The organism is Streptomyces humi, assembly GCF_001005085.2.
GTDB classification, from domain to species: Bacteria; Actinomycetota; Actinomycetes; order Streptomycetales; family Streptomycetaceae; genus Streptomyces; species Streptomyces humi.
This window is the reverse complement of the sequence record NZ_LBMU02000130.1, coordinates 1-20,939: the sequence shown is the minus strand read 5'-3', so window position 1 is coordinate 20,939 and position 20,939 is coordinate 1. Positions and strand designations below refer to the sequence as shown.

Here is a 20,939-nt window from a genome sequence, read left to right as displayed (position 1 = left end):
CGGAGGAGCCGTACGTCCCGGCTTGTGAGGGCGTACGGCTCCGGGCGGCGGTGCACCGGACGGTGCGGCCGGGCCCCTGGGGGACTCGGCCGCACTCGCGGATCTTTAGCTCAGGCCCTCGATGGTGGTGCGGACCTTGGCGATGATCTCGTCGGGGATCGGCGCGTAGTCGATCGTGGAGAGGACCTTCTGGCCGTCCTCGGAGGCGATGTAGCGCAGGAACGCCTTGGTCGCCGGGAGGGTGTCGGCCTTGTTGCCCTTGTCGCAGGCGATCTCGTAGGTGACCAGGCTGATCGGGTACGCGCCCTCGGCCTTGGTCTTGTAGTCGAGTTGCAGCGACAGGTCCTTGCCGGTGCCGACGACCTTGGCGGCCGCGATGTCGGCGGTGGCGGACTCGGTGGACGGGGCGACCGGCTTGCTGGCGCCCGTGTCGATGTTGGCGGCCTTGATGCCGTCCGAGACGTAGGAGAGCTCGAAGTAGCCGATGGCGCCGGAGGTCTGCTTGACCTGCTGGGCGACACCCGCGGACTGCGGAGCGGACTGGCCGCCCTTGGCCTGCCAGGCCTTGCCGCCGGAGTACTTCCAGTTGTCCGGGGTGGTGGCGATCAGGTACTTGGTCAGGTTGTCCGTCGTACCCGACTCGTCCGAGCGGTGGAACGCCTGGATCTTCAGGTTCGGGAGCTTCGCGTCGGGGTTCAGCTTCTTGATCGCCGCGTCGTTCCAGTTGGTGATCTTGCTGTCGAAGATCTTCGCGAGGGTCGGCGCGTCCAGGACCAGGTTGTCGACACCCGGGACGTTGTAACCGATCGCGATCGCGCCGCCGACCATCGGGAGGTCGATGCCCTGGCCGCCGGAGCAGATCTTCTTGGAGGCGGTGACCTCTTCGGGCTTCAGCGCGGAGTCCGAACCGGCGAAGGCGACCTGGCCCTGCGTGAAGGCGGTCACGCCGGCGCCGGAGCCGGAGCCCTTGTAGTTGATCTGCACACCACAGGCCTGGGAGAAGTTCTTGACCCAGGCGTCGATCGCGTTCTTCTGCGCGGAGGAGCCGTCGGCGAGCAGCTGGCCCTTGGCGTTGTCGCACTTGATGGAGCTGGCGTTGGCGGAGGCCGAGGACGTGCTCGAACCGCTGCCGCCACCGTTGTCGTCGGAGCCGCACGCCGTAAGGGCCAGGGCGCCGGAGACGGCGACAGCACCGAGAGACAGGGCGCGCAGCCGGTTCTTGCGCTGAAGCTTCACTTTCGGGAGTTCCTTCCAGAGGCGCCACCTTCGGCGGCGTGCGAAGTAGTGGTGACGTGGTGAGGGGCGCCGCCCCGACCGGGCGTTCACGACCGCTCACCGCATCGCGTACGGCCGAAAGTAGGCAGATCAGGTGAAGCCGCCGATGGGCACAAGTGAACGGAGGGTGAACCCCTGCCATCGGCCTGGTTAGGTCACGGAACGCTCACGGTGAGGGCACGTGAAGGTTCCGACCAACGGGTTACGCGAACATTTCTTCGCCGTTCGTCATCACAGCCGTTACGACGTCACAGCGTTCGTTGCACAGGCATGGGAACCCGTGTGCGACGGGCGCCGTCTCGTCCCAGGACAGCCGACGAAAGGCACGGGCATGGAACGGCGTACCTTCATATCGGGCGGGGCAGCCGCCATCGCGGCGACCGCACTGACGGGGTGCAGCTCAGGGGGCGCGGCCGCGTCACGGACGACCGCGCCGACGTCGTCTCGATCCTCTCGTACGGCCCTGAAGACCACCAGTGCAGCGGCGGCGGCCAACTGGACCGCCCTCGCACACGCCCTCGACGGCACCCTGGTGCGCCCCGGCGAGGCGAACTGGACGACCGCGCACCAGCTCTACAACACCCGCTTCGACAGCCTGAAGCCGTCGGCGGTCGCGTACGTCGCCCACGCCGACGACATCCGCACGACCCTCTCCTACGCCCAGGCCCACGGCCTGAAGATCGCCATCCGTAACGGCGGCCACTCCTACGCGGGCTACTCCTCCGGCGACGGCCGGCTGATCCTCGACGTGTCCAAGCTCAACCGCATCCGCGTCGGCGGCGGTACGGCGGTCGTCGGCGCCGGCTCCAAGCTGATCGACGTCTACCGGGGTCTCGCCGCCAAGGGCGTCACCATCCCGGCGGGCTCCTGCCCCACGGTCGGCGTCTCCGGCCTGGTGCTCGGCGGCGGCCACGGGGTCGCGTCCCGGGCGTACGGCCTGACCTGCGACAGCCTGACCCAGGCGACGCTCGTCACCGCCGACGGCACGCAGGTGGTCGCCAACGCGAGCACCAACAAGGACCTGTACTGGGCGCTGCGCGGCGCGGGCAACGGGAACTTCGGCGTCGTCACGGAGCTCCAGTTCAGGACCCACCCGACCCCGCAGGGTGTGACGGCGTACCTGACCTGGCCGTGGTCGAGGGCCGCGCAGGTGCTGAAGGCCTGGCAGGAGTGGGGCCCGTCGCAGCCGGACGAGATCTGGTCCTCGCTGCACCTGGAGAACTCGGGCAGCGGCCCACGCGTCTCGGTGGCCTGCTTCTCGATGGGAACGTACGGCGAGCTGCAAAACGCGGTCGACGCCCTCGCCCACAGGGCGGGTGCCGACGCCTCCTCGGTGTCGCTGCGCCGCCACGCCTACGAGGAGGTGATGGAGATCTACGCCGGCTGCTCCTCCTTCGCCACCGAGCCCCAGTGCCACCTGCCCGGTGCCACGCCGGGCCGCTCGCCCCAGGGCAGGCTCGGCCGCGAGACGTACACGGCCCGCTCCGACTTCTTCGACCGCTCGCTGTCGGCGGCCGGCATCCAGACGGCGCTGCGCCAGATCGGCTCGGTGCGGGGCGGTGCGGGGAGCATCGCGTTCACGGCGCTCGGCGGGGCGGTGAACCGGGTCGCGCCGACGGCGACGGCGTTCGTGCACCGGCGGTCGCGGATGCTGGCGCAGTACATCGTGTCGTGGGGTGCGGGGGCCTCCGGCAGCACGGGCCAGTCATGGCTGAACGCGGCGCACACCGCGATGAAGCCGTACGCCTCCGGCGCGGCGTACCAGAACTACACGGACCCGACGCTGACGGGCTGGAAGAAGGCGTACTACGGGGACGCGGTGACGAAGCTCGGCAAGGTGAAGCAGCAGTACGACCCGAACCGGTTCTTCTCTTACCCGCAGGGGCTGTAGGACCCAGCAGGGGTGTAGGACTTCGCGGTCCGGCTGCGGCTGCGCGGGGGCTGATCGCGCAGTTCCCCGCGGCCCTTACGGGGCGCTGCGCTCACGCCGCCAGATCGCGGTCCGTCGGCTCCATCGTCGTGCGCGCTCCCGGTACCAGGTCCACCGTCGCTGATCGGCGCCGTACGATCCAGCCCGCCCTCGGCGAGGACTCGACCGCCTTCAGGACCGGTGTCAGCAGGGCGGTGGCCAGGGGGGAGAGGAGAAGGACGACCGCCGTGCCCAGGGCGAAGCCGCCGACCACGTCGGTCGGGTAGTGCACGCCCATGTAGACCCGGCAGAAGCCCTCGGCCAGCGCCAGCCCTATGCCGGCCAGGCCGAAGCGGCGGTTGGCGACGAACAGGCCGACGCCCAGCGCCATGGTGATCGTCGCGTGGTCGCTCACGAAGGAGTAGTCGGTCTTGCCGGAGACCAGGACGTCGAGACCCTGGTGGGTGCGGAACGGCCGGGGGCGCTCCACGAAACCGCGGATGGGAACGTTCACGAGCACGGCGACGGCGGCGGCGAGCGGCGCCCAGACCAGCGCGGCGAGGGTGGCCGGCGCGTCCTCGTCACCCCGGCGCCGTACCGACCACCAGCACCACACCACCAGCAGCACCATCGCGACCAGCAGCCCGTACTCCCCGACGAACTCCATGCCGCGGTCGAACCAGCGCGGCGCGTCCTTGGCCAGGCCGTTGATGTCGTAGAGCAGGTCGACATCGGGGTTGGATCCGGATTCGGCGAGTACAGCCATCGTGCTGCGGCCCCTTCGTCGTCGTTCCGGGACGCACCTGGTGTGCGTCGCTCGCTGCCACCCCCGTGGTCGGCTACGTCAACAGGAACGCACGGCCTACGCCCCTACGTTCCACCCTCCACCGAATGATCACGCAGACGTTATCGAAGAGAGACACAAAGCCGCAGCTCAGGGGTGTGTTTCACGCTCGGTTCACACCGTTGTGGGGAGCGCTTTCGCGCCATCTTCGGTGACGCGGGTGGCCCCGAAGTAGTCTGCCGAGTCGATGGGGTCGAAGCGGATGACGGCCCCGGTGTACGGCGCGTCGATCATGTACCCGCCTCCGACGTAGATACCCACGTGGTGGATGGCCCGGGAGTTGGAGAGATCGGTGGAGAAGAACACCAGGTCGCCCGGGAGCAGTTCGTTGCGGGAGGGGTGCGGACCGGCGTTGTACTGGTCGTTGGCGACCCGCGGCAGGGTGATCCCGACGCTCGCGTACGCCGCCTTCGTCAGCCCCGAGCAGTCGAAGCGGCCACCGTCCTGAGCTGTGCCGTTGCCGCCCCAGAGGTAGGGGGTGCCCAGCTTGTTCTGGGCGTAGGTGATGGCCCCGGCGGCCTGCTTGGTGGGCGAGAGCCGGCTGACCGGCGCGGCGAAGCTGTCCTCCAGCGTGGTGATCGTCTTGACGTAGTTCTGGGTCTCCGCGTACGGCGGCACACCCTTGTACTTGATGACCGCGTACGCCCCCGCGTTGTACGCGGCGAGCATGTTGTCGGAGATGTCGCCGGGGACGTCCTTGACGTACGAGGCGAGCTGGCAGTCGTAGGAGGCGGCCGACGGAATCGCGTCATTCGGGTCCCAGACGTCCCGCACTCCGTCGCCGTTGCCGTCGATGCCGTGGGTGGCCCAGGTCCCCGGGATGAACTGAGCTATCCCCTGCGCGGCCGCCGCGCTCTGCGCCCTCGGGTTGAAGCCGCTCTCCTGGTACAGCTGGGCGGCGAGCAGGGCGGGGTTGATCGCGGGGCAGAGGTTGCCCCACTTCTGCACGAGGGCCGAGTACGCGGCCGGCACCGAGCCCTTCGCCAGGTTCTTGGTGGCGCCCTCGACCCCGTTGAGGAGGTTCCCGGCGACGACGTACACCCCGACGACGAGCAGCATGACGAAGCTCAGCCCGAGGCCGACCGCCGCGCCACCGATCACCCATACTTTCCGCACGCCCCAACCCTCCCCCATGGCAGGGCTGTTCAACGCCATTTCGGCCGAGAGTGGCGCTATTTCACAGCAGGAAGGCGCACATGACGCCGTCTCACCGGGCGGTGGCGTCCCTGAACAGCTCGGCGGCCCCGCCGCCGAGCACCACGCTGTACGAGATGTCGGGCGTGGACCCGCCCTGCTCGTGCCCGCCCAGCACGCCGACCACCTCGTGGTCACCGTTCACCCAGGGGCTCCCGCTGGTGCCCCCGGTGAACTCCGGGCAGTCGATCCGCTGTTGGGTGGCGCTGTGGGCGACGGGCCGGTTGGTGCAGTCGACCGGCACCTCACGGGAGTCGGGATACCCGGTGACGGTCACCGGGGTGGCGCCGGTGGCGACACCGGTGACGAACCGGTTGGCCCCGGTGACGTCCTCGACCCGCTTGCCGGCCCGGTCCTGCACGGCGGCGAAGGCGACGTCGCTGTCCTCGTCCTGCCCGTGCGACCAGCCGTCGGGCAGGTACCGCCGGCCGACCTTCCACACCCCGTACGGCGCCAGCCCGTCCCGGTACCCGGGCACGAACACGAGCCCCGTGCCGTCGTCCCCGTCGACGCAGTGCGCGGCGGTGACGATGAGGTCGCGCTGCGGGCTGTGCACCACGGAGGCGGTGCAGAAGTGGTTCCCGGAGAGGCTGCCGGCCTTGTCGGCGCTGAACAGCGCCCCGACCCGGGCGCTGTCGGTGGTGGTCCCCACCACGGCGGTCACCCCGAACGGTCCCGCCGCCTCTTCGGCCGCCGCGACGGAGGCCGAGGTGGCGGCCAGGACGACCACGGCACAGAGCGCGACGCGGCGCGAGGTGACATAGATGCGTGAGGTGCGCTTCATCAGGCTCCACTGTGTCCCACGAAGGTGAGAATCGGTTCCCGACTTCCCTGATTTTTCGCTGTGAACCGCCCTTGCGGCCGTCCCGCCGGGCGGTTCTTGGCGGCCGTGTGCTCAGAACGTGGTCGTCATCCCGCCGTCCACCGCGATCGTCTGACCCGTGATGAAGGACGCCGCGTCGCTCGCCAGGAAGACGACGATGCCCGCGATCTCCGGCGGCCGTCCCCAGCGGCCCAGCGCCGTCCGGGTGCGCAGCCAGGTGGCCCACTCCGGGTCCTCGGCCAGGGCGGCGTCGACGTCCGTGGCGAACGTGCCCGGGGCCACCGAGTTGACCGTCGTGCCGCTCGGGCCGAGGTCGGCCGCCAGCGCCCGGGTCAGGCCGTCGAGGCCCGCCTTCGCCGTGGCGTAGGCGACGTCACCGGTGCGGCCCAACTGGCCGACCACGGAGGAGACGTTGATGATGCGCCCCGGTGTGTCACGGGCCGCCAGGCTCCGGGCGACCGTCTGACTGAGCGCGTACGCCGAGGTCAGATGGGTGTCGAGCATCGTTGACAGCTCGTCCGGGGGCATCTCGTGGACGCCCCTGCGGTCCCGGTGGCCCACGTTGTTGACCAGGATGTCGAGGGCGCCGACGGCGCTCACCGCGTCCTGGGCCGCCGCCCGGTCCGTCACGTCGAAGGCCGCACCGGTCACGTCCAGGCCCTCGTCACGCAGCCGGGCCGCCGCCGCTTCCAGCGCCACCGTGTCCCGCCCGTTGAGGACCACCCGCGCGCCGGCGCCCGCCAGGCCCCGCGCCATCTCCAGCCCCAGCCCCCGGACGGACCCGGTCACCAGGGCCGTTCGTCCGGTGAGGGTGAAGTCCACGGCGCCGGCGGTCATACCGCCACCTCCCGGAGAGCCGTCGTGCACATCGTGTCGGCTCACCGTATCCAGGTCCGTCGGCGGGACCGTCCGCCGTCCACCACCTGGGCGTTCACTCCGGCCGGCCGTTCACGCGGTCCGCGCGCCGAGCGCCCACCTCACCCCCGTCATCTCCTCCGACAGCGTCCACAGCCGGCGCGCCGCCTCCGGGTCGCTCGCCGCCCGGCTGCGGCCCACCAGCGTCGGCGCGCCCCGCATCTCCCCCAGGCCGTCCGGACCGACGTAGCTCGCGCCCGGCAGGTCGCGGGTCGCCGCGTACAGCGTGGGCAGCGTGCCCGCCCGGTCGTCCTGGGCGAGCAGCCGGTTGCCGAGGCCCAGTCCGAGGCGGGCGAGCGGGTTGGCGTGGTGGCTCTGGAGGTTGGTCGCCGCGTAGCCGGGGTGTGCGGACAGGGCGCGCACCCGGGAGCCGGCCTCGGTGAGGCGACGCTGGAGCTCCAGGGTGAAGAGGAGGTTCGCCAGCTTGGACTGGGCGTAGGCGCGAGTGGGGCTGTAGTTGGCGCGCAGGTTGACGTCGTCGAAGTGGATCACGCCGTCGCCGCCCCGGTGCAGGCCCGAGGAGACGGTCACCACCCGGTCGGTGACGTGCGGCAGCAGCAGGTTGGTCAGCGCGAAGTGGCCCAGGTGGTTGGTGCCGAACTGCATCTCGAAGCCGTCGGCGGTGCGCAGCTCCGGCAGCATCATCACGCCCGCGTTGTTGATCAGCAGGTCCAGCGGGCGGTCCCAGCCGGCCGCGAACTCCCGTACCGAGGACAGGTCCGCCAGGTCCAGGCGGCGCACCTCGGTACTGCCGGGCACCTTCGCCGCGGCGGCCCGGCCGCGTTCCGGATCGCGCACCGCGAGCACCACATGGGCGCCCGCCCGCGCCAGCGCGTCCGTGGCCGCCAGGCCCAGGCCGCTGTTGGCGCCGGTGACCACGGCCGTACGGCCGGTGAGGTCGGGGAGATCGCTCGCGTTCCACTTGTGGTTCTTCTCAGCCATGGCGCCAATGTAGGCGTCGACAACAATGATGTCAACGACAACAAAGATGGCGATGCCAACAAAGCTGACGGTGCCAACAAAGCTGACAGTGACCACAAAGCTGACGGCGGCTACATCGGGCTACGATGGCGCCCATGCCGCCAAGCCGCCCCTACCACCACGGAGACCTGCGCGCCGCCCTGCTCACCAGCGCCGAGCGCACCCTGCGCGAGAAGGGCGCCACCGCCCTGTCCCTGCGCGAGCTGGCCCGCGACATCGGGGTGAGCCATGCCGCCCCCGGCCGGCATTTCAAGGACAAGCAGGCCCTCCTGGACGCGCTCGCGCTCGCCGGATACGACCGCCTGAACGGCGCGCTGGCCGCCGCGGACCTGCCCGACGCCCCCCTGGAACCGCGCCTCACCTCGCTCGCCCGCGCCTACCTCACCTTCGCCATCGACAACCCCGAGCTGCTGGAGCTGATGTTCGCCCGCAAGCACGACCCGGACATCGACGCGCAACTGGCCGACGCCGTCGACATGTCCATGGGCTCCTTCGTGCGGCTGACCGCGGAGGCGCAGCGGCGCGGCGAGATCATCGAGGGCGATCCGGAGCGGCTCACCCTCGCCGCCGCGGCGGGCGTGCACGGCCTCGCCAGCCTGATCGCCGCCTGCGCACTGCCCCCGGACGAGGCCCTGGTCGGCCTGGAGGGTTACATCCACCTCCTGCTGCACGGCCTCAAGCCCCGCTGACACCGGGGCACGCCCCGCCGGCGGCGGACCGCACCCCACGACCGCACCCCCCGGCACCCGATCCATACGACCCCTGATGCGTCGTCAACGCGCATTGCGTAGCGGGCACTTCGGCCTGCCGGGTCAACCGAACCCCAACCTCCGGCCATCCGGCCCCCAATGATCAGTAAGCCCTTCCCGCGCTTCAGTAACGCGGAAGTCAGGATTCCGAAACCCATCTTGTTGTCGCGTACCCAACAACGCGATGGTTCGTCGCGGGCCGCCGCCGCCCCCACCGGCAACCACGCCGGTGGCCCCCCACCCGCAGGCCTCTGTCCCCTCTCCCAGGAGGCTGTACGTTGCGTACGACCACCCCCGACACCCCCCACAGCAGCGGTAGACGGCGCCGGATCGGCACCGCCCTCGCGGCCACCGCGGCGCTCGCCGCCGCCGGCCTCGGCACCGCTGCGCACGCCACCGCGGCCACCGCGGACGTCACCCACAAGGTGAGCGCCAGGACCGTCGCCGCCCAGGTCGCGAAGGCCCACGTCCAGTACGAGAAGGCCGGCTGCGGTGCCACCCCGAAGAAGGGCTTCGCCGCCTGCGACGCCCTCCGGGTCACCGGCGGCACCACCGCCTTCATGGAGAAGCAGGCCGCCCTCAAGGGCATCGCGCCGAGGACCGTCAAGCCGAACGCCGCGTCCGACTCCCCCACCGGATACGGCCCCTCGGACATCCAGTCGGCCTACGGCCTGACCGACGCCGCCGCCGCGAACGGCTCGGGCGAGACCGTCGCGATCGTCGACGCGTACGACGACCCGAACGCCGAGGCGGACCTCGCCACCTACCGCTCGTACTACGGCCTGTCGGACTGCACCACCGACAACGGCTGCTTCGAGAAGGTCTCCCAGACCGGCTCCACCACCTCGCTCCCGTCCGCCGACAGCGGCTGGGCCGGCGAGGAGTCCCTCGACCTCGACATGGTCAGCGCGACCTGCCCCAACTGCAACATCCTGCTGGTCGAGGCGAAGTCGGCCTCCGACGCCAACCTGGGCACCGCGGTGAACGAGGCCGTCAAGCTGGGCGCCAAGTTCATCTCCAACAGCTACGGCGGCTCCGAGTCGTCGTCGGACACGTCGTACGACACCTCGTACTACAAGCACGCGGGCGTGGCCATCACCGCGAGCGCCGGTGACGAGGCGTACGGCGCCGAGTACCCCGCCGCCTCCCGGTACGTGACCGCCGTCGGCGGCACCAAGCTCTCCACCTCCTCCAACAGCCGCGGCTGGACCGAGTCGGTGTGGAAGACGTCTAGCACCGAGGGCACCGGCTCGGGCTGCTCCTCCTACGACGCCAAGCCCAGCTGGCAGACCGACACCGGCTGCTCGAAGCGCATGATCGCGGACGTCTCCGCGGTCGCCGACCCCGCCACCGGCGTCTCCGTCTACGACTCCTACGGCGACGACGGCACGGGCTGGAACACCTACGGCGGCACCAGCGCCTCCTCGCCGCTCATCGCCTCGGTGTACGCCCTGGCCGGCACCCCGGGCAGCAGCGACTACCCGGCCCAGTACCCGTACAACGCGGCCGGCACCTCGGCCCTGAACGACGTGACGAGCGGCAACAACGGCTCCTGCTCGACCGCGTACTTCTGCACCGCCGAGTCGGGCTACGACGGTCCGACCGGCTGGGGCACCCCCGAGGGGACCGACGCCTTCACCGGCTGAGCCCTTCGGAGACCGACCTCCCCGTCGGGTCACGGGGAGCCGCCACCGTGAGGGGGACGTGGGGTCCCCTCGGCGGCAGCGCAAGAGAGACGGGCCACGGCATCCGGCCGTGGCCCGTCTTTCGCGACCTGCCGTTTCCACCGGCTTTGCAACTCCAGTGAACCAGCTGTGAGTCGAGTCAAGCAGCCGTCACCCGCAGGACAACGGGCAGCCATCACCGGGTCACGCGAAGGCCGCGTTCGGCAATGCGGAAGTAAGGATTCCCTAAGCCCCTTGTTGTCGCGTACTCAACAAAGGATTCTCTTCGCGGACCGCCTCACCAGATCGCACCCGCACCGCCCCTGTTCGAACTGTTCCACCCCATCAGGAACATCAGGAGGCTGCACGCATGCGTTCCACTCCCCCCAACAGATCCTCGCTGCGCAGCGGTTGGCGCCGACTGGGCACCGCCGCGACGGCCACCGCCGCGCTGATGTTCGTCGGCCTCGGAACCGCCGTCCAGGCCGACGCGACTCCCACCGCGGCCGGCAAGGTGACCTACGTCGCCACCCCCTGTGCCACCCCCAGACACACGGGCGACCTCACCTGCAAGTCCTACCGCGTCACCGGCGGCCTCACCGCCTTCCAGAAGCAGCAGGCCGCGCGGACCGGCGTCACCCCCAAGGCCGCCGACGCCTCCACCCCGTCCGGCTACAGCCCCACCAACCTGCGGTCGGCCTACGGCCTGACCTCCGCCGCCGCCTCCAACGGCTCCGGTGAGACGATCGCGATCGTCGACGCCTACAACGACCCGAACGCCGAGGCGGACCTCGCCACCTACCGCTCGTACTACGGCCTGTCCGCCTGCACCACGGCCAACGGCTGCTTCAAGAAGGTCTCCCAGACCGGCTCCACCACCTCGCTGCCCTCCTCCGACGCCGGCTGGTCCGAGGAGATCTCCCTCGACCTCGACATGGCCTCCGCGATCTGCCCGCTGTGCAACATCACCCTCGTCGAGGCCACCAGCGCCAGCTACGCCAACCTCGGCACCGCGGAGAACGAGGCCGTCGCCCTCGGCGCCAAGTTCGTCTCCAACAGCTACGGCGGCTCCGAGTCCTCCTCCCAGACGTCGTACGACACCTCGTACTACAAGCACGCGGGCGTCGCGATCACCGTCTCCGCCGGTGACAGCGGCTACGGCGCCGAGTACCCGGCGACCTCCCAGTACGTCACCGCCGTCGGCGGCACCAAGCTCTCCACCGCCTCCACCACCCGCGGCTGGACCGAGTCCGTCTGGCGCACCTCCAGCTCCGAGGGCACCGGCTCCGGCTGCTCCGCCTACGACGCCAAGCCCAGCTGGCAGACCGACACCGGCTGCACCAAGCGCATGGAGTCCGACGTCTCCGCGGTCGCCGACCCCGCAACCGGCGTCTCCGTCTACGACTCCTACGGCGTCACCGCCGGCTGGTACACCTTCGGCGGCACCAGCGTCTCCGCCCCGATCATCGCCGGCGTCTACGCCCTCGCCGGCACCCCGGCCAGCGGCACCTACCCGGCGCAGTACCCCTACGACTACGCGGGCACCTCGTCCCTCAACGACGTGACGAGCGGCTACAACGGCTCCTGCTCCACCGCGTACTTCTGCACCGCCGAGACCGGCTACGACGGCCCGACCGGCTGGGGCACCCCCGAGGGCGTCAGCGCCTTCGCCAACTAGCACCAGCCCCTCTCCCCCACGGGTCGCGGCAACCAGCCGCGGCCCGTTCGTCATGAGAACATCGGATCGGTGGCGTTCACCCGACTGGCCGTCAAAAAGCGTGCCAGGGCGTGAAAGGGGTCAACGACGGAACCACACCACAGGTTCCGCTCAGGCCTCATTGCCCGGCGTGACCTGCCGTGATACACAGAGTGACCGTACGAGCCTTTCGTACGAAACCCGCCAATCAATGACGTCAAGTCGACATACTCCGGCGGCGTTGTCAGCGAGAATAGAGCGTGACCTCTGCACCGGGCAGGGGCGGCCAGAACTACCCACCAGGGGCGGTGACTTACATGTTCTACGCGGCCGACAAGGGAGACATCAACACCATCATCGGCGGAATCGCTCCGGACTGGGGGCCTTTCGGCAGCCTGGGCAACGAGGCGAAGACGATGATCCAGGTGGTCATGGCCGTGGCCATCCTCATCTGCCTCGGCATCGCCGTCTGGGGTGCCGCCAAACAGCGCATCGGCGCCACGGCTCTCCGTGACACCTTCAGTGCCGAACAGGGCAAGGGCCTCATCATCGCCGGACTGACCGGAGTCTTCATCATCGGCTCACTCGGCACCCTGTTCACCATCGTGTACGGCATGGCCGTCTAGGCGCCTGGACCTCTTCCCTCCCCGCTCCGAGGTTGCGTTTCCCTGATGTCGAGTCACCACACCGCGCCCGCGCGGGAACCAGCACGGCTACCGTCGTACTGCTACGCGTTCCGGTACGACGTGGAGGGGGAGTACGCGGCATGAGCCTCGGAGACGAGCCCGGCTACCCGGAGTCCGGCCACACCCGCACCCGGCTGCCCGACGACCCGTACGGCGGCGCGGCCCGCCGCGGCGGCCGCTCCTCCTCACGGAGCCTGGTCACGGTCGTCGGCGTCGTCGTCCTCCTCATCGCGGCGATCGCCTTCGCGAACAGAGGCGACGGCGACAGCAACGACTCGTCGTCGTCCACGACGACCAACGGAAGCGGCAACGCCGACCAGCCGGCCACGTCCTCCACGGCCGCCAGCGGCACCAAGCCGGTAGAAACAAAGTCCGGCAACATCCCCACCGGCTTCGCCCACACCACCCAGGGCGCCCAGAGCGCGGCGGCGAACTACGCGGTGACGCTGGGTTCGACAGGGATGTTCAACAAGGACAGCCGGCACAGAATCGTCAACGGCCTCTACACGCCCGCCGCGGCCGGCAAGCTCCAGAACGCCATGGACGCGGCCTACTCGGCGGGCTTCCTCGGCAAACTCGGCCTCGACGCCAACGGCAACGCCCCGCAGGGCAGCACCTTCGTCTCCCGCACGGTCCCGGTGGGCACCACGGCCGAGCAGTACAGCGACACCGACGCCAAGGTCTCGGTCTGGTACGTGGGTCTCATCGGCATGTCGGGCACGGCCTCGACCAATCCCGTCACCACCACTTGGAAGACCTGGACCTTCAACCTGCACTGGGCCGACGACGACTGGAAGATCAGCGCGGACACCCAGAAGGACGGACCGGCGCCGGTCCCCGGTGACGACCAGGCCGCCACCTCCGACGAGATCAGCAAGGCCGTCGAGCAGTACGGAGGGTTCACTTATGCCCGGTAGCCCGCGTCGCGTACTCGAACTGACCGGCCTCCTGGCCGCCGTACAGACCACGGTGATCCTGCTGGCGACCCGTGCCCTTGCAGACCCGACGCCGTCGCCCACCCCCAGTCTCTCGGCCTCGCCCGCCCCGTCCGCGTCGGCCAGCAGCGACTCGTGCGGCCTGCTGATCGGTCCCGCCAAGGACTACTGCGAGAAGGGGAGCGGCAGTGGCTCCTCCGGGTCCACCACCGACCCCCTCAGTTCCACCCTCGACCCCCTGTCCTCTCTCGCTCAGGGGTGTGCCAAGGCTGCTTCCTGGACCGTCGACAAGCTCAGTGGGGCCGTCAAGGAGACCGCCAACGTCGACTTCACCAACGAGAAGTTCCTCCAGCAGTACGCCGTCGTCTTCGCCGCGTCGACGATCCTGACCCTGCTGCTGTGGCTGCTGGCCGTCGCCAAGCGGGCGGTACGCGGCGTCCCCCTCACCACCGCCATCTCGGAGGCCGTCGGCTTCCTCTGGCTGACCGTGCTGGCCTCCGCCTTCACCCCGCTGATCCTCTACACCGTCGTATCGGCCACCGACGGCGTCACCGACGTCCTCGCGAAGACCACCGGCAACCAGACCGACACCTTCTTCGGCACCTTCTCCGACGCCCTCAACAAGGGCGACGACATCGGCGGCGGCCCCATCATGCTGATCGTCGTCTCCCTGGTGAGCATCCTCGCCGCCGGCGTGCTCTGGCTGGAGCTGGTCATCAGGGCCGCCCTCCTCTACGTCGGCGCCCTCCTCGGCACCGTCGTCTACGCCGGCCTCGTCGACAAGAACCTGTGGGGCCACGTCCGCCGCTGGGCCGGCATCATGATCGCCGTCATCCTGGTGAAGCCGGTCATCGTGATAGTGCTGGGCCTCGCCGGCGCGCTCTCCTCCGACGGCGGCCCCGACGCCTTCTCCGCCGTCGTCTCCGGCCTCGCCATCATCCTGCTCGCCATCTTCGCCAGCGCGATGATCTACCGCTTCGTCCCCGGCTTCGGCGACGAGATCGCGAACGGCCGCAACAACCGCATCATGCAGGGCGCCGAGGGCAAGGCCGCCGCGGTCATCAGCAGCCCCGCCAACCTGGTCGCCCAGGGCATCCGCACCCACAGCGCGCGCGCCGACAACAACGGCGGCGGCTCGTCCGGCGGCTCCTCCGCCGCCCGCCCGTCCAACCCGGCCTCGGGCGGCGTCGCCGCCCACAGCACCCGCGGCTCCACCGGCGGCGGCGGAGCCGTCCCCTCCGCCGCGCCCGCGCCCCGCGCGCCCAGCCCGGCGAACACCCCGCACGCCAGCAACACCCGCAACAACAGCTCGGGAGGTGAGGGGCGTTGACGACCGAGTCCCATCTGTCCCATCCGATGGCGCCCCGCCGTACGTATCTCATCGGCCGCGCCCGGCCGAACGCGATCGTCGGCCGCAACCGCGAGTCCGGCGAGATCGGCCTGATCATCGTCGGCGCGTTCCTCGGCATGATGTGCGGACTCCTCGTCCCGGTCCTCTCCCTGCGCATCGTGCTGCTCATGGGCTTCCCGCTGCTCGCGCTGGCCGCGGTCTACGTGCCGTACAAGCGCCGTACGTTCTACAAGTGGTTCGAGATCAACCGCAGTTACAAGCGCACCCTGCGCACCGGCACCGTGTACCGCTCCACCGCCAGCGAGGCCGGCACCCGCATCGACGGCCGCGAGGTCGAGATCGGCCCGCCGCCCGGCATCGGCCGGATCAGCTGGCTCGCCGCTCCCTTCGGCCCCGACGAGATCGCCGTGCTCCTGCACGCCGACCGCAAGACGGTCACCGCGGCCATCGAGATCGAAGGGCCCGGCGTCGGCCTGCGCGACTCCGAGGACCAGGAAGCCCTCGTCGACCGCTTCGGCACCCTCCTCAAGCACGTGGCGAACGGCGACGGCTTCGTCACCCGCCTCCAGATGCTCGCCCGCACCCTCCCCGCCGACCCCGACGCGCACGCCAAGGACGTCGCCCAGCGCGGCGACGACAGGGCACCGGGCTGGCTGGCGCAGTCGTACGACCAGTTGCAGTCCATGGTCTCCACCAGCAGCGAGCAGCACCGCGCCTATCTCGTCGCCTGCATGCACTACTCCCGCGAACTGGCCGCCGAGGCCCATGCGATGGCCCGCGCCGCCCGCCCCCAGGCCGGCCGCAAGCTGGACCGTGACTCCGGGCTCGCCGTCGTCATGGCCCGCGAGCTCACGGACATCTGCTCCCGCCTCCAGGAGGCGGACATCCGTGTCCGGCAGCCCCTCGGCCAGGGCCGCCTCGCCTCCCTGATCCACTCCATGTACGACCCGGACCACCCCATCGACCACATCCAGGCGATGACCAAGCGCAACGCCTGGCCGGCCGAACTCGACGCCATGGAGCCGACCTACCTCCAGGCCAAGACCCGCGAGTCGTCCACCCGAGAGCCCTGGTGCCACGCCACGGCCTGGGTGAAGGAGTGGCCGATGACCCCGGTCGGCGTGAACTTCCTGGCCCCGCTCCTGGTCCACACCCCGGACGTCATCCGCACGGTCGCGGTCACCATGGACCTCGAACCCACCGAGGTCGCCATCGAGCGCATGCTGACGGAGAAGACCAACGACGAGGCGGAGGCGTCCCGCGCCGCCAAGATGAACCGGACCGTCGACCCCCGCGACATCGCCGCCCACAACCGCCTAGACCAGCGCGGCGAAGACCTGGCCAGCGGCGCCGCCGGCGTCAACCTGGTCGGCTACATCACGGTGTCCTCCCGCTCCCCGGAGGCCCTCAACCGCGACAAGCGCACCATAAGGGCGTCCGCCGGAAAGTCGTACCTGAAACTGGAGTGGTGCGACCGCGAGCACCACCGCGCCTTCGTGAACACACTGCCCTTCGCCACCGGAATCCGAAGGTAGAGGCTGATGCGCTGATGAGGGACCCGCTGTCCGTCCTCACCGAAGCCTTCACGTCCTTCCTGTTCGGGAAGGTCGAGACGACCCGCTCCCCGGTCCGCACCTCCACCGGCCAGGCCCAGGCCGTCTACCTCCCCACGGCCGCCCCCGGCCTGGGCGACTCGGGCGTGATCATCGGCCGGGAGGTGTACTCCGGCAAGGGCTACATCTACGACCCCTTCCAGCTCTACGGCCAGCAACTGCCCGCCCCGCACTGGCTGGTCCTCGGTGAGTCCGGCAACGGCAAGTCGGCCCTGGAGAAGACCTACGTCCTACGGCAGCTGCGCTTCCGCGACCGCCAGGTCGTCGTCCTGGACGCGCAGGGCGAGGACGGCGTCGGCGAGTGGAACCTCATCGCGGAGGAGCTGGGGATAACCCCCATCAGGCTCGACCCGACGGCGGCCCTCAACCACGGCATCCGCCTCAACCCGCTGGACCCGTCGATCACCACGACGGGCCAGCTCGCGCTGTTGCGCACCATCATCGAGGTGGCGATGGGCCACGGCCTCGACGAACGCTCCGGCTTCGCCCTGAAGGTCGCCCACTCCTACGTCAACGAGACCATCCTCGACCGCCAGCCCGTCCTGACGGACATCGTCGAGCAGCTACGGCACCCCGAACCGGAGTCCGCCGAGGCGATGAACGTCGCCATAGACGACGTACGGGCGTGGGGCCTGGACGTCGCTCTGGTCCTGGACCGCCTGGTCGACGGTGACCTGCGCGGCATGTTCGACGGCCCCACCACGGTCGGCATCGACCTCGACGCCCCCCTCATCGTCTTCGACCTGTCCCACATCGACCGCAACTCCATCGCCATGCCGATCCTGATGGCGATCGTCGGCGTGTGGCTGGAGCACACCTGGATCCGCCCGGACCGCAAGAAGCGCATCTTCCTGGTCGAAGAGGCCTGGCACATCATCAACAGCCCCTTCGTGGCGCAGCTGTTCCAGCGTCTGCTGAAGTTCGGCCGGCGCCTGGGTCTCTCCTTCGTCGCGGTGGTCCACCACCTGTCCGACGTCGTGGACGGGGCGGCGGCCAAGGAGGCCGCGGCGATCCTGAAGATGGCGTCGACCCGGACGATCTACGCCCAGAAGGCGGACGAGGCGCGGGCGACGGGCCGGGTCCTCGGTCTGCCCCGCTGGGCCGTGGAGATCATCCCCACCCTCACCCCGGGCATCGCGGTCTGGGACGTCAACGGCAATGTCCAGGTGGTCAAACACCTGGTCACCGAGACGGAACGGCCGCTCGTCTTCACCGACCGCGCGATGACCGAGTCCTCCAGCGACCTGGCCGACGCCGACGACGCGCTGCGCGCCGCCGAGCTGGAGGCGGAACAGCGGGCGGCGGCCTTCGTGGAGCAGCACCTCGGCGACTCCGAGTCGACGGTGGCATAGGGAGGCCGTTCGTGAGACCGGACCCTCGGGAGGAGCGGGAACACCGCGGCGGTGGCGGTGTTCCCGACGGCCTGCTGATCGGCATACTCGGGTCCCTGCTCGGGGTCACCCTGCTGGTGTGGACGGCGACGGGACTGGCCGCCTGGTTCGCCCACGGCAGCTGGCCGTCGACCGTCACCCTCACCCACACCCCGCCGGCGATGCGCCACCTCATCGGCGAACCGCACGACGTGACGGGCGCCTGGCCGGACACCCCGGCGGCCCGGCTGTCCGGGTGGGGACTGTTCTGGGGCCTGCTCCTCGGCCAGCTGATGATCCTGCTCGTTCTCGGCGTGTTCGTGATGGGCACGGTCGCCCGCTGGCGCGCGGGCCGAAGAAACCGGAAGGCGACAGCCGGGCAGGCGACCACGCCCGACGCGCCCCCGGGTCCGGCACCAGCGACCGTCCAGGCCCCGAGCCCGGCCGTCCTGGCGTCAGGCACCGAGCAGGTCCCCACGGGCCCCGCCGTCCTCGCGACAGACACCGAGCAGGTCCCCTCGGGCCCCGCCGTCCCCGCGCCCGCCACCGAACAGGTCCCTCCGAGCCTCGTCGGAGGCCTCTCGGCCCCCGTGCCGGGCCCGGACGGCACAGTGCTCCCCCCACCGGCCCACGGCACCCAGCCGGCCCCCGCCTTCGACGGACTCGACGCTCACTCCTCCGTCAACGGTGAACGCCTGGGCGGCTGGACGAAGATCCACCTCGCGCCCGCCGAATCCCGCCGGACGACCGCGATCCAGGCCATCCGCGACGCGGCCGGACCCGCCCTCGTCGTCACCTCGAACCCCGCCGTCTGGTACGAGACCAAGGACGCCCGAGCCAAACTCGGTCCGGCCCTCCTCTACGACCCGAACCACCTCTGCGACACCCCCGCCCGCTTCCACTGGTCCCCCACGACCGGCTGCGCGGACAAGCAGACCGCCGCCCTGCGCGCCCAGGCCCTGCTCACCCCCGTGAAACCCACCGCGAAGATCGACCAGGCGGTCACGGACACGGCGGAGACCCTGCTCCGCAGCTACCTGCACGCCGCCGCCCTGGAGAACCGCACGATCCGCCATGTCCACCGCTGGGCGCAGGGCACGGGCGTCCAGGACGCCGTACGGACGCTCCGCACCCACCCGAAGGCGGCCCCCGGCGCCGCGGGCGAGCTGGAGGCCGCGCTCACCGCACACCCGGAACGCCGCGACATCGCCCAGGAACTGACGGCGCGTGCGCTGGCCGCACTCTTCACGGTCAACATCCGCGAGGCCTGCAATCCCAACCGATCCGATGCCCTCGCTTTGGATTCCTTCGTGGACGAAGGGGGCACGCTTTATGTGGTCGGTGAATCCATCGAGGACCCCAGGACCAACCCCGGCGCGATGCCCCTCCTGACGGCCCTCGTCTCAAGCGTGGTCGAGCAGGGCCGGCGCATGGCCGAACGGTCATCCTCCGGTCGGCTCGACCCACCACTCACCCTGGTCCTGGACGACGTGGCGGCCGTGGCTCCCCTCCCCCAGCTGCCCGACCTGCTCACCACCGGTCCGGGCCAGGGCCTGCCGACCCTCGCCCTGCTCCGCTCCCACGAGCAGGCCCGGTCCCGCTGGCCGCACCGGGAACTGCCGGTCTAGGACGGCCACTCCAGCACGAGCTCAAGCTCGGTCTCCGTGTCGTCCTTGTCGAACGGCACGAGCACCCCGCTCGGCACGAAGCCGGCCTTGCGGTACGCGCCCTGCGCCCGCGGATTCCTCTCGTGCACCAACAGCCGCACCCGTTCCGCGCCCTGTTCCCGCGCCCAGGCCACACCGACGTCGAACAGCGCCTTGATCAGCCCGTTCCCCCGGTGCTCGGGCCGGACGAACACCCCCACGACGTGCCCCTGCCGTCGCTCGACCGGCTGCCCGGCCCAGTCCGTCGTCCCGGCCTCCTCGATGAGCACGGTCAGCGTTCCGGCCCACTCCCCGTCCGGCGTCTCGGCGATGAACTGCCGCGCGCCACTGGGCTCCTCCGCCGACCGGGCGGCCCGGTCCTGGTAGAAGGAGTCCGGCCGGCCCACGGCGTCCTCGTGGCTCTCCAGGAACGCGATGTCGGCCACCGGGTCCCGCAGGGCGACGAGCCGAAGCCGCTTGACGGCCTGCCACTCGTCGGCCCGTATCGCGCGGACGCCGTAATCACCGCTGGTCATAGTACTCATGCGGCCACGTTAGCCCGCGCGTCCCACCCTGCTCATCCCCTTTACGCAGCTCACTCGGACCCCGTTGTCAGTGCCCCGCTCTACGGTGGACGCCATGACGACTCTGCCGAACCGACCGAACACCGCCCTGCTGATCGTGGACGTGCAGAACGGGGTGGTGGACAGCTCCCACAACCGCGACGAGGTGATCACGAACATCAACACCCTGATCACCAAGGCCCGTTCCGAGGCGGTCCCGGTGATCTGGATCCAGCACTCCAGCGACGAACTGAAGCCGGACAGCGCCCCCTGGCAGTACGTCCCCGAGCTGATCCGCGAGGCCGACGAGCCGCTCGTCCACAAGCGCTACGGCGACTCGTTCGAGGCCACCGAGCTGGAGTCCGTGCTGGCCGAGCGTGCCGTGGGCCGTCTGGTCGTCACCGGCGCCCAGACCGACGCCTGCATCCGCTCCACTCTGCACGGCGCCATCGTCCGCGGGTACGACGCGACGCTGGTCTCCGACGCCCACACCACGGAGGACCTCACGCAGTACGGGGCGCCGGCGCCGCAGCAGGTCATCTCCCACACGAATCTCTACTGGGAGTGGCAGGAGGCTCCGGGCCGAAAGGGCGGCACGGCCACCACGGCGGACGTGACGTTCTGAGGTCTCCGGCTGAGGTCTCCAGAACCCAGAACGCAGAAAACCCCCGCATCGAAGATGCGGGGGTTTTCCCAATATTTGTTCGGCGGCGTCCTACTCTCCC

The 20,939-nt window shown here is 70.3% G+C and carries 18 protein-coding genes; 11 read left to right on the top strand and 7 right to left on the bottom strand.

The window, feature by feature from the left end; genetic code table 11:
- Window positions 1-105 precede the first annotated feature (105 nt).
- The gene (gene pstS, locus AAW13_RS41920; RefSeq protein ID WP_046732860.1) at window positions 106-1,236 is read right to left on the bottom strand and encodes a phosphate ABC transporter substrate-binding protein PstS; all 1,131 of its coding nucleotides are present in this window, start codon (window positions 1,234-1,236) and stop codon (window positions 106-108) included.
- 370 nt (window positions 1,237-1,606) lie between these two features.
- On the opposite strand from pstS, the gene AAW13_RS41915 reads away from it, so the two are divergent.
- Window positions 1,607-3,166 (top strand): FAD-binding oxidoreductase, encoded by a 1,560-nt coding sequence (locus AAW13_RS41915; RefSeq protein ID WP_046732861.1) that lies wholly within the window; start codon window positions 1,607-1,609, stop codon window positions 3,164-3,166.
- Window positions 3,167-3,257: 91 nt separating this feature from the next.
- Here the strand turns inward: AAW13_RS41915 and AAW13_RS41910 are convergent, their stop codons facing one another.
- The 5 genes from AAW13_RS41910 to AAW13_RS41890 all read right to left on the bottom strand — a co-directional run bounded on the left by AAW13_RS41910 (window position 3,258) and on the right by AAW13_RS41890 (window position 7,902).
- Entirely contained in the window at window positions 3,258-3,950 is a 693-nt protein-coding gene (locus AAW13_RS41910) for a phosphatase PAP2 family protein (RefSeq protein WP_046732862.1), read from the bottom strand.
- A 192-nt stretch (window positions 3,951-4,142) separates the two neighbouring features.
- The gene (locus tag AAW13_RS41905) at window positions 4,143-5,162 is read right to left on the bottom strand and encodes a C40 family peptidase (RefSeq protein ID WP_046732863.1); all 1,020 of its coding nucleotides are present in this window, start codon (window positions 5,160-5,162) and stop codon (window positions 4,143-4,145) included.
- A 73-nt stretch (window positions 5,163-5,235) separates the two neighbouring features.
- Window positions 5,236-6,006 carry a trypsin-like serine peptidase gene (locus AAW13_RS41900; protein ID WP_046732864.1) on the bottom strand — a complete coding sequence of 257 codons (771 nt, stop codon included), beginning with the start codon at window positions 6,004-6,006 and terminating at the stop codon, window positions 5,236-5,238.
- 111 nt (window positions 6,007-6,117) lie between these two features.
- Complete coding sequence (locus AAW13_RS41895; RefSeq protein WP_046732865.1) at window positions 6,118-6,882, bottom strand: SDR family oxidoreductase; 765 nt, start codon at window positions 6,880-6,882, stop codon at window positions 6,118-6,120.
- A 111-nt stretch (window positions 6,883-6,993) separates the two neighbouring features.
- The gene (locus tag AAW13_RS41890) at window positions 6,994-7,902 is read right to left on the bottom strand and encodes an oxidoreductase (RefSeq protein ID WP_046732866.1); all 909 of its coding nucleotides are present in this window, start codon (window positions 7,900-7,902) and stop codon (window positions 6,994-6,996) included.
- A 125-nt stretch (window positions 7,903-8,027) separates the two neighbouring features.
- Here AAW13_RS41890 and AAW13_RS41885 point away from each other — a divergent pair, with 125 nt between their 5' ends.
- From AAW13_RS41885 to AAW13_RS41845, 9 genes are all read left to right on the top strand, one after another.
- Window positions 8,028-8,630, top strand: coding sequence for a TetR/AcrR family transcriptional regulator (locus AAW13_RS41885; RefSeq protein ID WP_046732867.1), 603 nt, complete (start codon window positions 8,028-8,030; stop codon window positions 8,628-8,630).
- 338 nt (window positions 8,631-8,968) lie between these two features.
- Entirely contained in the window at window positions 8,969-10,336 is a 1,368-nt protein-coding gene (locus AAW13_RS41880; protein WP_046732868.1) for a S53 family peptidase, read from the top strand.
- 388 nt (window positions 10,337-10,724) lie between these two features.
- The gene (locus AAW13_RS41875; RefSeq protein ID WP_046732869.1) at window positions 10,725-12,032 is read left to right on the top strand and encodes a S53 family peptidase; all 1,308 of its coding nucleotides are present in this window, start codon (window positions 10,725-10,727) and stop codon (window positions 12,030-12,032) included.
- Window positions 12,033-12,367: 335 nt separating this feature from the next.
- Entirely contained in the window at window positions 12,368-12,676 is a 309-nt protein-coding gene (locus tag AAW13_RS41870; protein WP_046732870.1) for a hypothetical protein, read from the top strand.
- Between the two features lie 140 nt (window positions 12,677-12,816).
- Window positions 12,817-13,653, top strand: coding sequence for a DUF8175 domain-containg protein (locus tag AAW13_RS41865; protein ID WP_046732871.1), 837 nt, complete (start codon window positions 12,817-12,819; stop codon window positions 13,651-13,653).
- Window positions 13,643-15,001 carry a hypothetical protein gene (locus AAW13_RS41860; protein ID WP_046732872.1) on the top strand — a complete coding sequence of 453 codons (1,359 nt, stop codon included), beginning with the start codon at window positions 13,643-13,645 and terminating at the stop codon, window positions 14,999-15,001. Before AAW13_RS41865 ends, AAW13_RS41860 begins: the two co-directional genes overlap by 11 nt.
- Window positions 14,998-16,557 (top strand): SCO6880 family protein, encoded by a 1,560-nt coding sequence (locus tag AAW13_RS41855; RefSeq protein WP_046732873.1) that lies wholly within the window; start codon window positions 14,998-15,000, stop codon window positions 16,555-16,557. The genes AAW13_RS41860 and AAW13_RS41855 overlap by 4 nt, the downstream gene beginning before the upstream one ends.
- Window positions 16,558-16,571: 14 nt before the next feature.
- Window positions 16,572-17,987, top strand: coding sequence for an ATP-binding protein (locus tag AAW13_RS41850; protein ID WP_046732874.1), 1,416 nt, complete (start codon window positions 16,572-16,574; stop codon window positions 17,985-17,987).
- Window positions 17,988-17,998: 11 nt separating this feature from the next.
- On the top strand, window positions 17,999-19,633 hold the full coding sequence (locus AAW13_RS41845) for a type IV secretory system conjugative DNA transfer family protein (RefSeq protein ID WP_046732875.1): 1,635 nt from the start codon (window positions 17,999-18,001) through the stop codon (window positions 19,631-19,633).
- Here AAW13_RS41845 and AAW13_RS41840 read toward each other — a convergent pair.
- Window positions 19,630-20,187, bottom strand: a complete 558-nt coding sequence (locus tag AAW13_RS41840) for a GNAT family N-acetyltransferase (RefSeq protein WP_046732876.1) — start codon at window positions 20,185-20,187, stop codon at window positions 19,630-19,632. The two genes, AAW13_RS41845 and AAW13_RS41840, sit on opposite strands and share 4 nt — an antisense overlap.
- Before the next feature lie 103 nt (window positions 20,188-20,290).
- On the opposite strand from AAW13_RS41840, the gene AAW13_RS41835 reads away from it, so the two are divergent.
- Entirely contained in the window at window positions 20,291-20,839 is a 549-nt protein-coding gene (locus AAW13_RS41835) for an isochorismatase family protein (RefSeq protein WP_046732877.1), read from the top strand.
- Window positions 20,840-20,939 lie beyond the last annotated feature (100 nt).

What these genes read in the sequence shown, in the direction of transcription:
- AAW13_RS41905 (WP_046732863.1), bottom strand. Translation starts at nt 5,162, where the DNA reads ATGGGGGAGGGTTGGGGCGTGCGGAAAGTATGGGTGATCGGTGGCGCG.
- AAW13_RS41900 (WP_046732864.1), bottom strand. Translation starts at nt 6,006, where the DNA reads ATGAAGCGCACCTCACGCATCTATGTCACCTCGCGCCGCGTCGCGCTC.
- AAW13_RS41915 (WP_046732861.1), top strand. Translation starts at nt 1,607, where the DNA reads ATGGAACGGCGTACCTTCATATCGGGCGGGGCAGCCGCCATCGCGGCG.
- AAW13_RS41850 (WP_046732874.1), top strand. Translation starts at nt 16,572, where the DNA reads ATGAGGGACCCGCTGTCCGTCCTCACCGAAGCCTTCACGTCCTTCCTG.
- AAW13_RS41865 (WP_046732871.1), top strand. Translation starts at nt 12,817, where the DNA reads ATGAGCCTCGGAGACGAGCCCGGCTACCCGGAGTCCGGCCACACCCGC.
- AAW13_RS41875 (WP_046732869.1), top strand. Translation starts at nt 10,725, where the DNA reads ATGCGTTCCACTCCCCCCAACAGATCCTCGCTGCGCAGCGGTTGGCGC.
- AAW13_RS41885 (WP_046732867.1), top strand. Translation starts at nt 8,028, where the DNA reads ATGGCGCCCATGCCGCCAAGCCGCCCCTACCACCACGGAGACCTGCGC.
- AAW13_RS41870 (WP_046732870.1), top strand. Translation starts at nt 12,368, where the DNA reads ATGTTCTACGCGGCCGACAAGGGAGACATCAACACCATCATCGGCGGA.
- AAW13_RS41840 (WP_046732876.1), bottom strand. Translation starts at nt 20,187, where the DNA reads ATGACCAGCGGTGATTACGGCGTCCGCGCGATACGGGCCGACGAGTGG.
- AAW13_RS41890 (WP_046732866.1), bottom strand. Translation starts at nt 7,902, where the DNA reads ATGGCTGAGAAGAACCACAAGTGGAACGCGAGCGATCTCCCCGACCTC.
- AAW13_RS41860 (WP_046732872.1), top strand. Translation starts at nt 13,643, where the DNA reads ATGCCCGGTAGCCCGCGTCGCGTACTCGAACTGACCGGCCTCCTGGCC.
- AAW13_RS41835 (WP_046732877.1), top strand. Translation starts at nt 20,291, where the DNA reads ATGACGACTCTGCCGAACCGACCGAACACCGCCCTGCTGATCGTGGAC.
- AAW13_RS41895 (WP_046732865.1), bottom strand. Translation starts at nt 6,882, where the DNA reads ATGACCGCCGGCGCCGTGGACTTCACCCTCACCGGACGAACGGCCCTG.
- AAW13_RS41910 (WP_046732862.1), bottom strand. Translation starts at nt 3,950, where the DNA reads ATGGCTGTACTCGCCGAATCCGGATCCAACCCCGATGTCGACCTGCTC.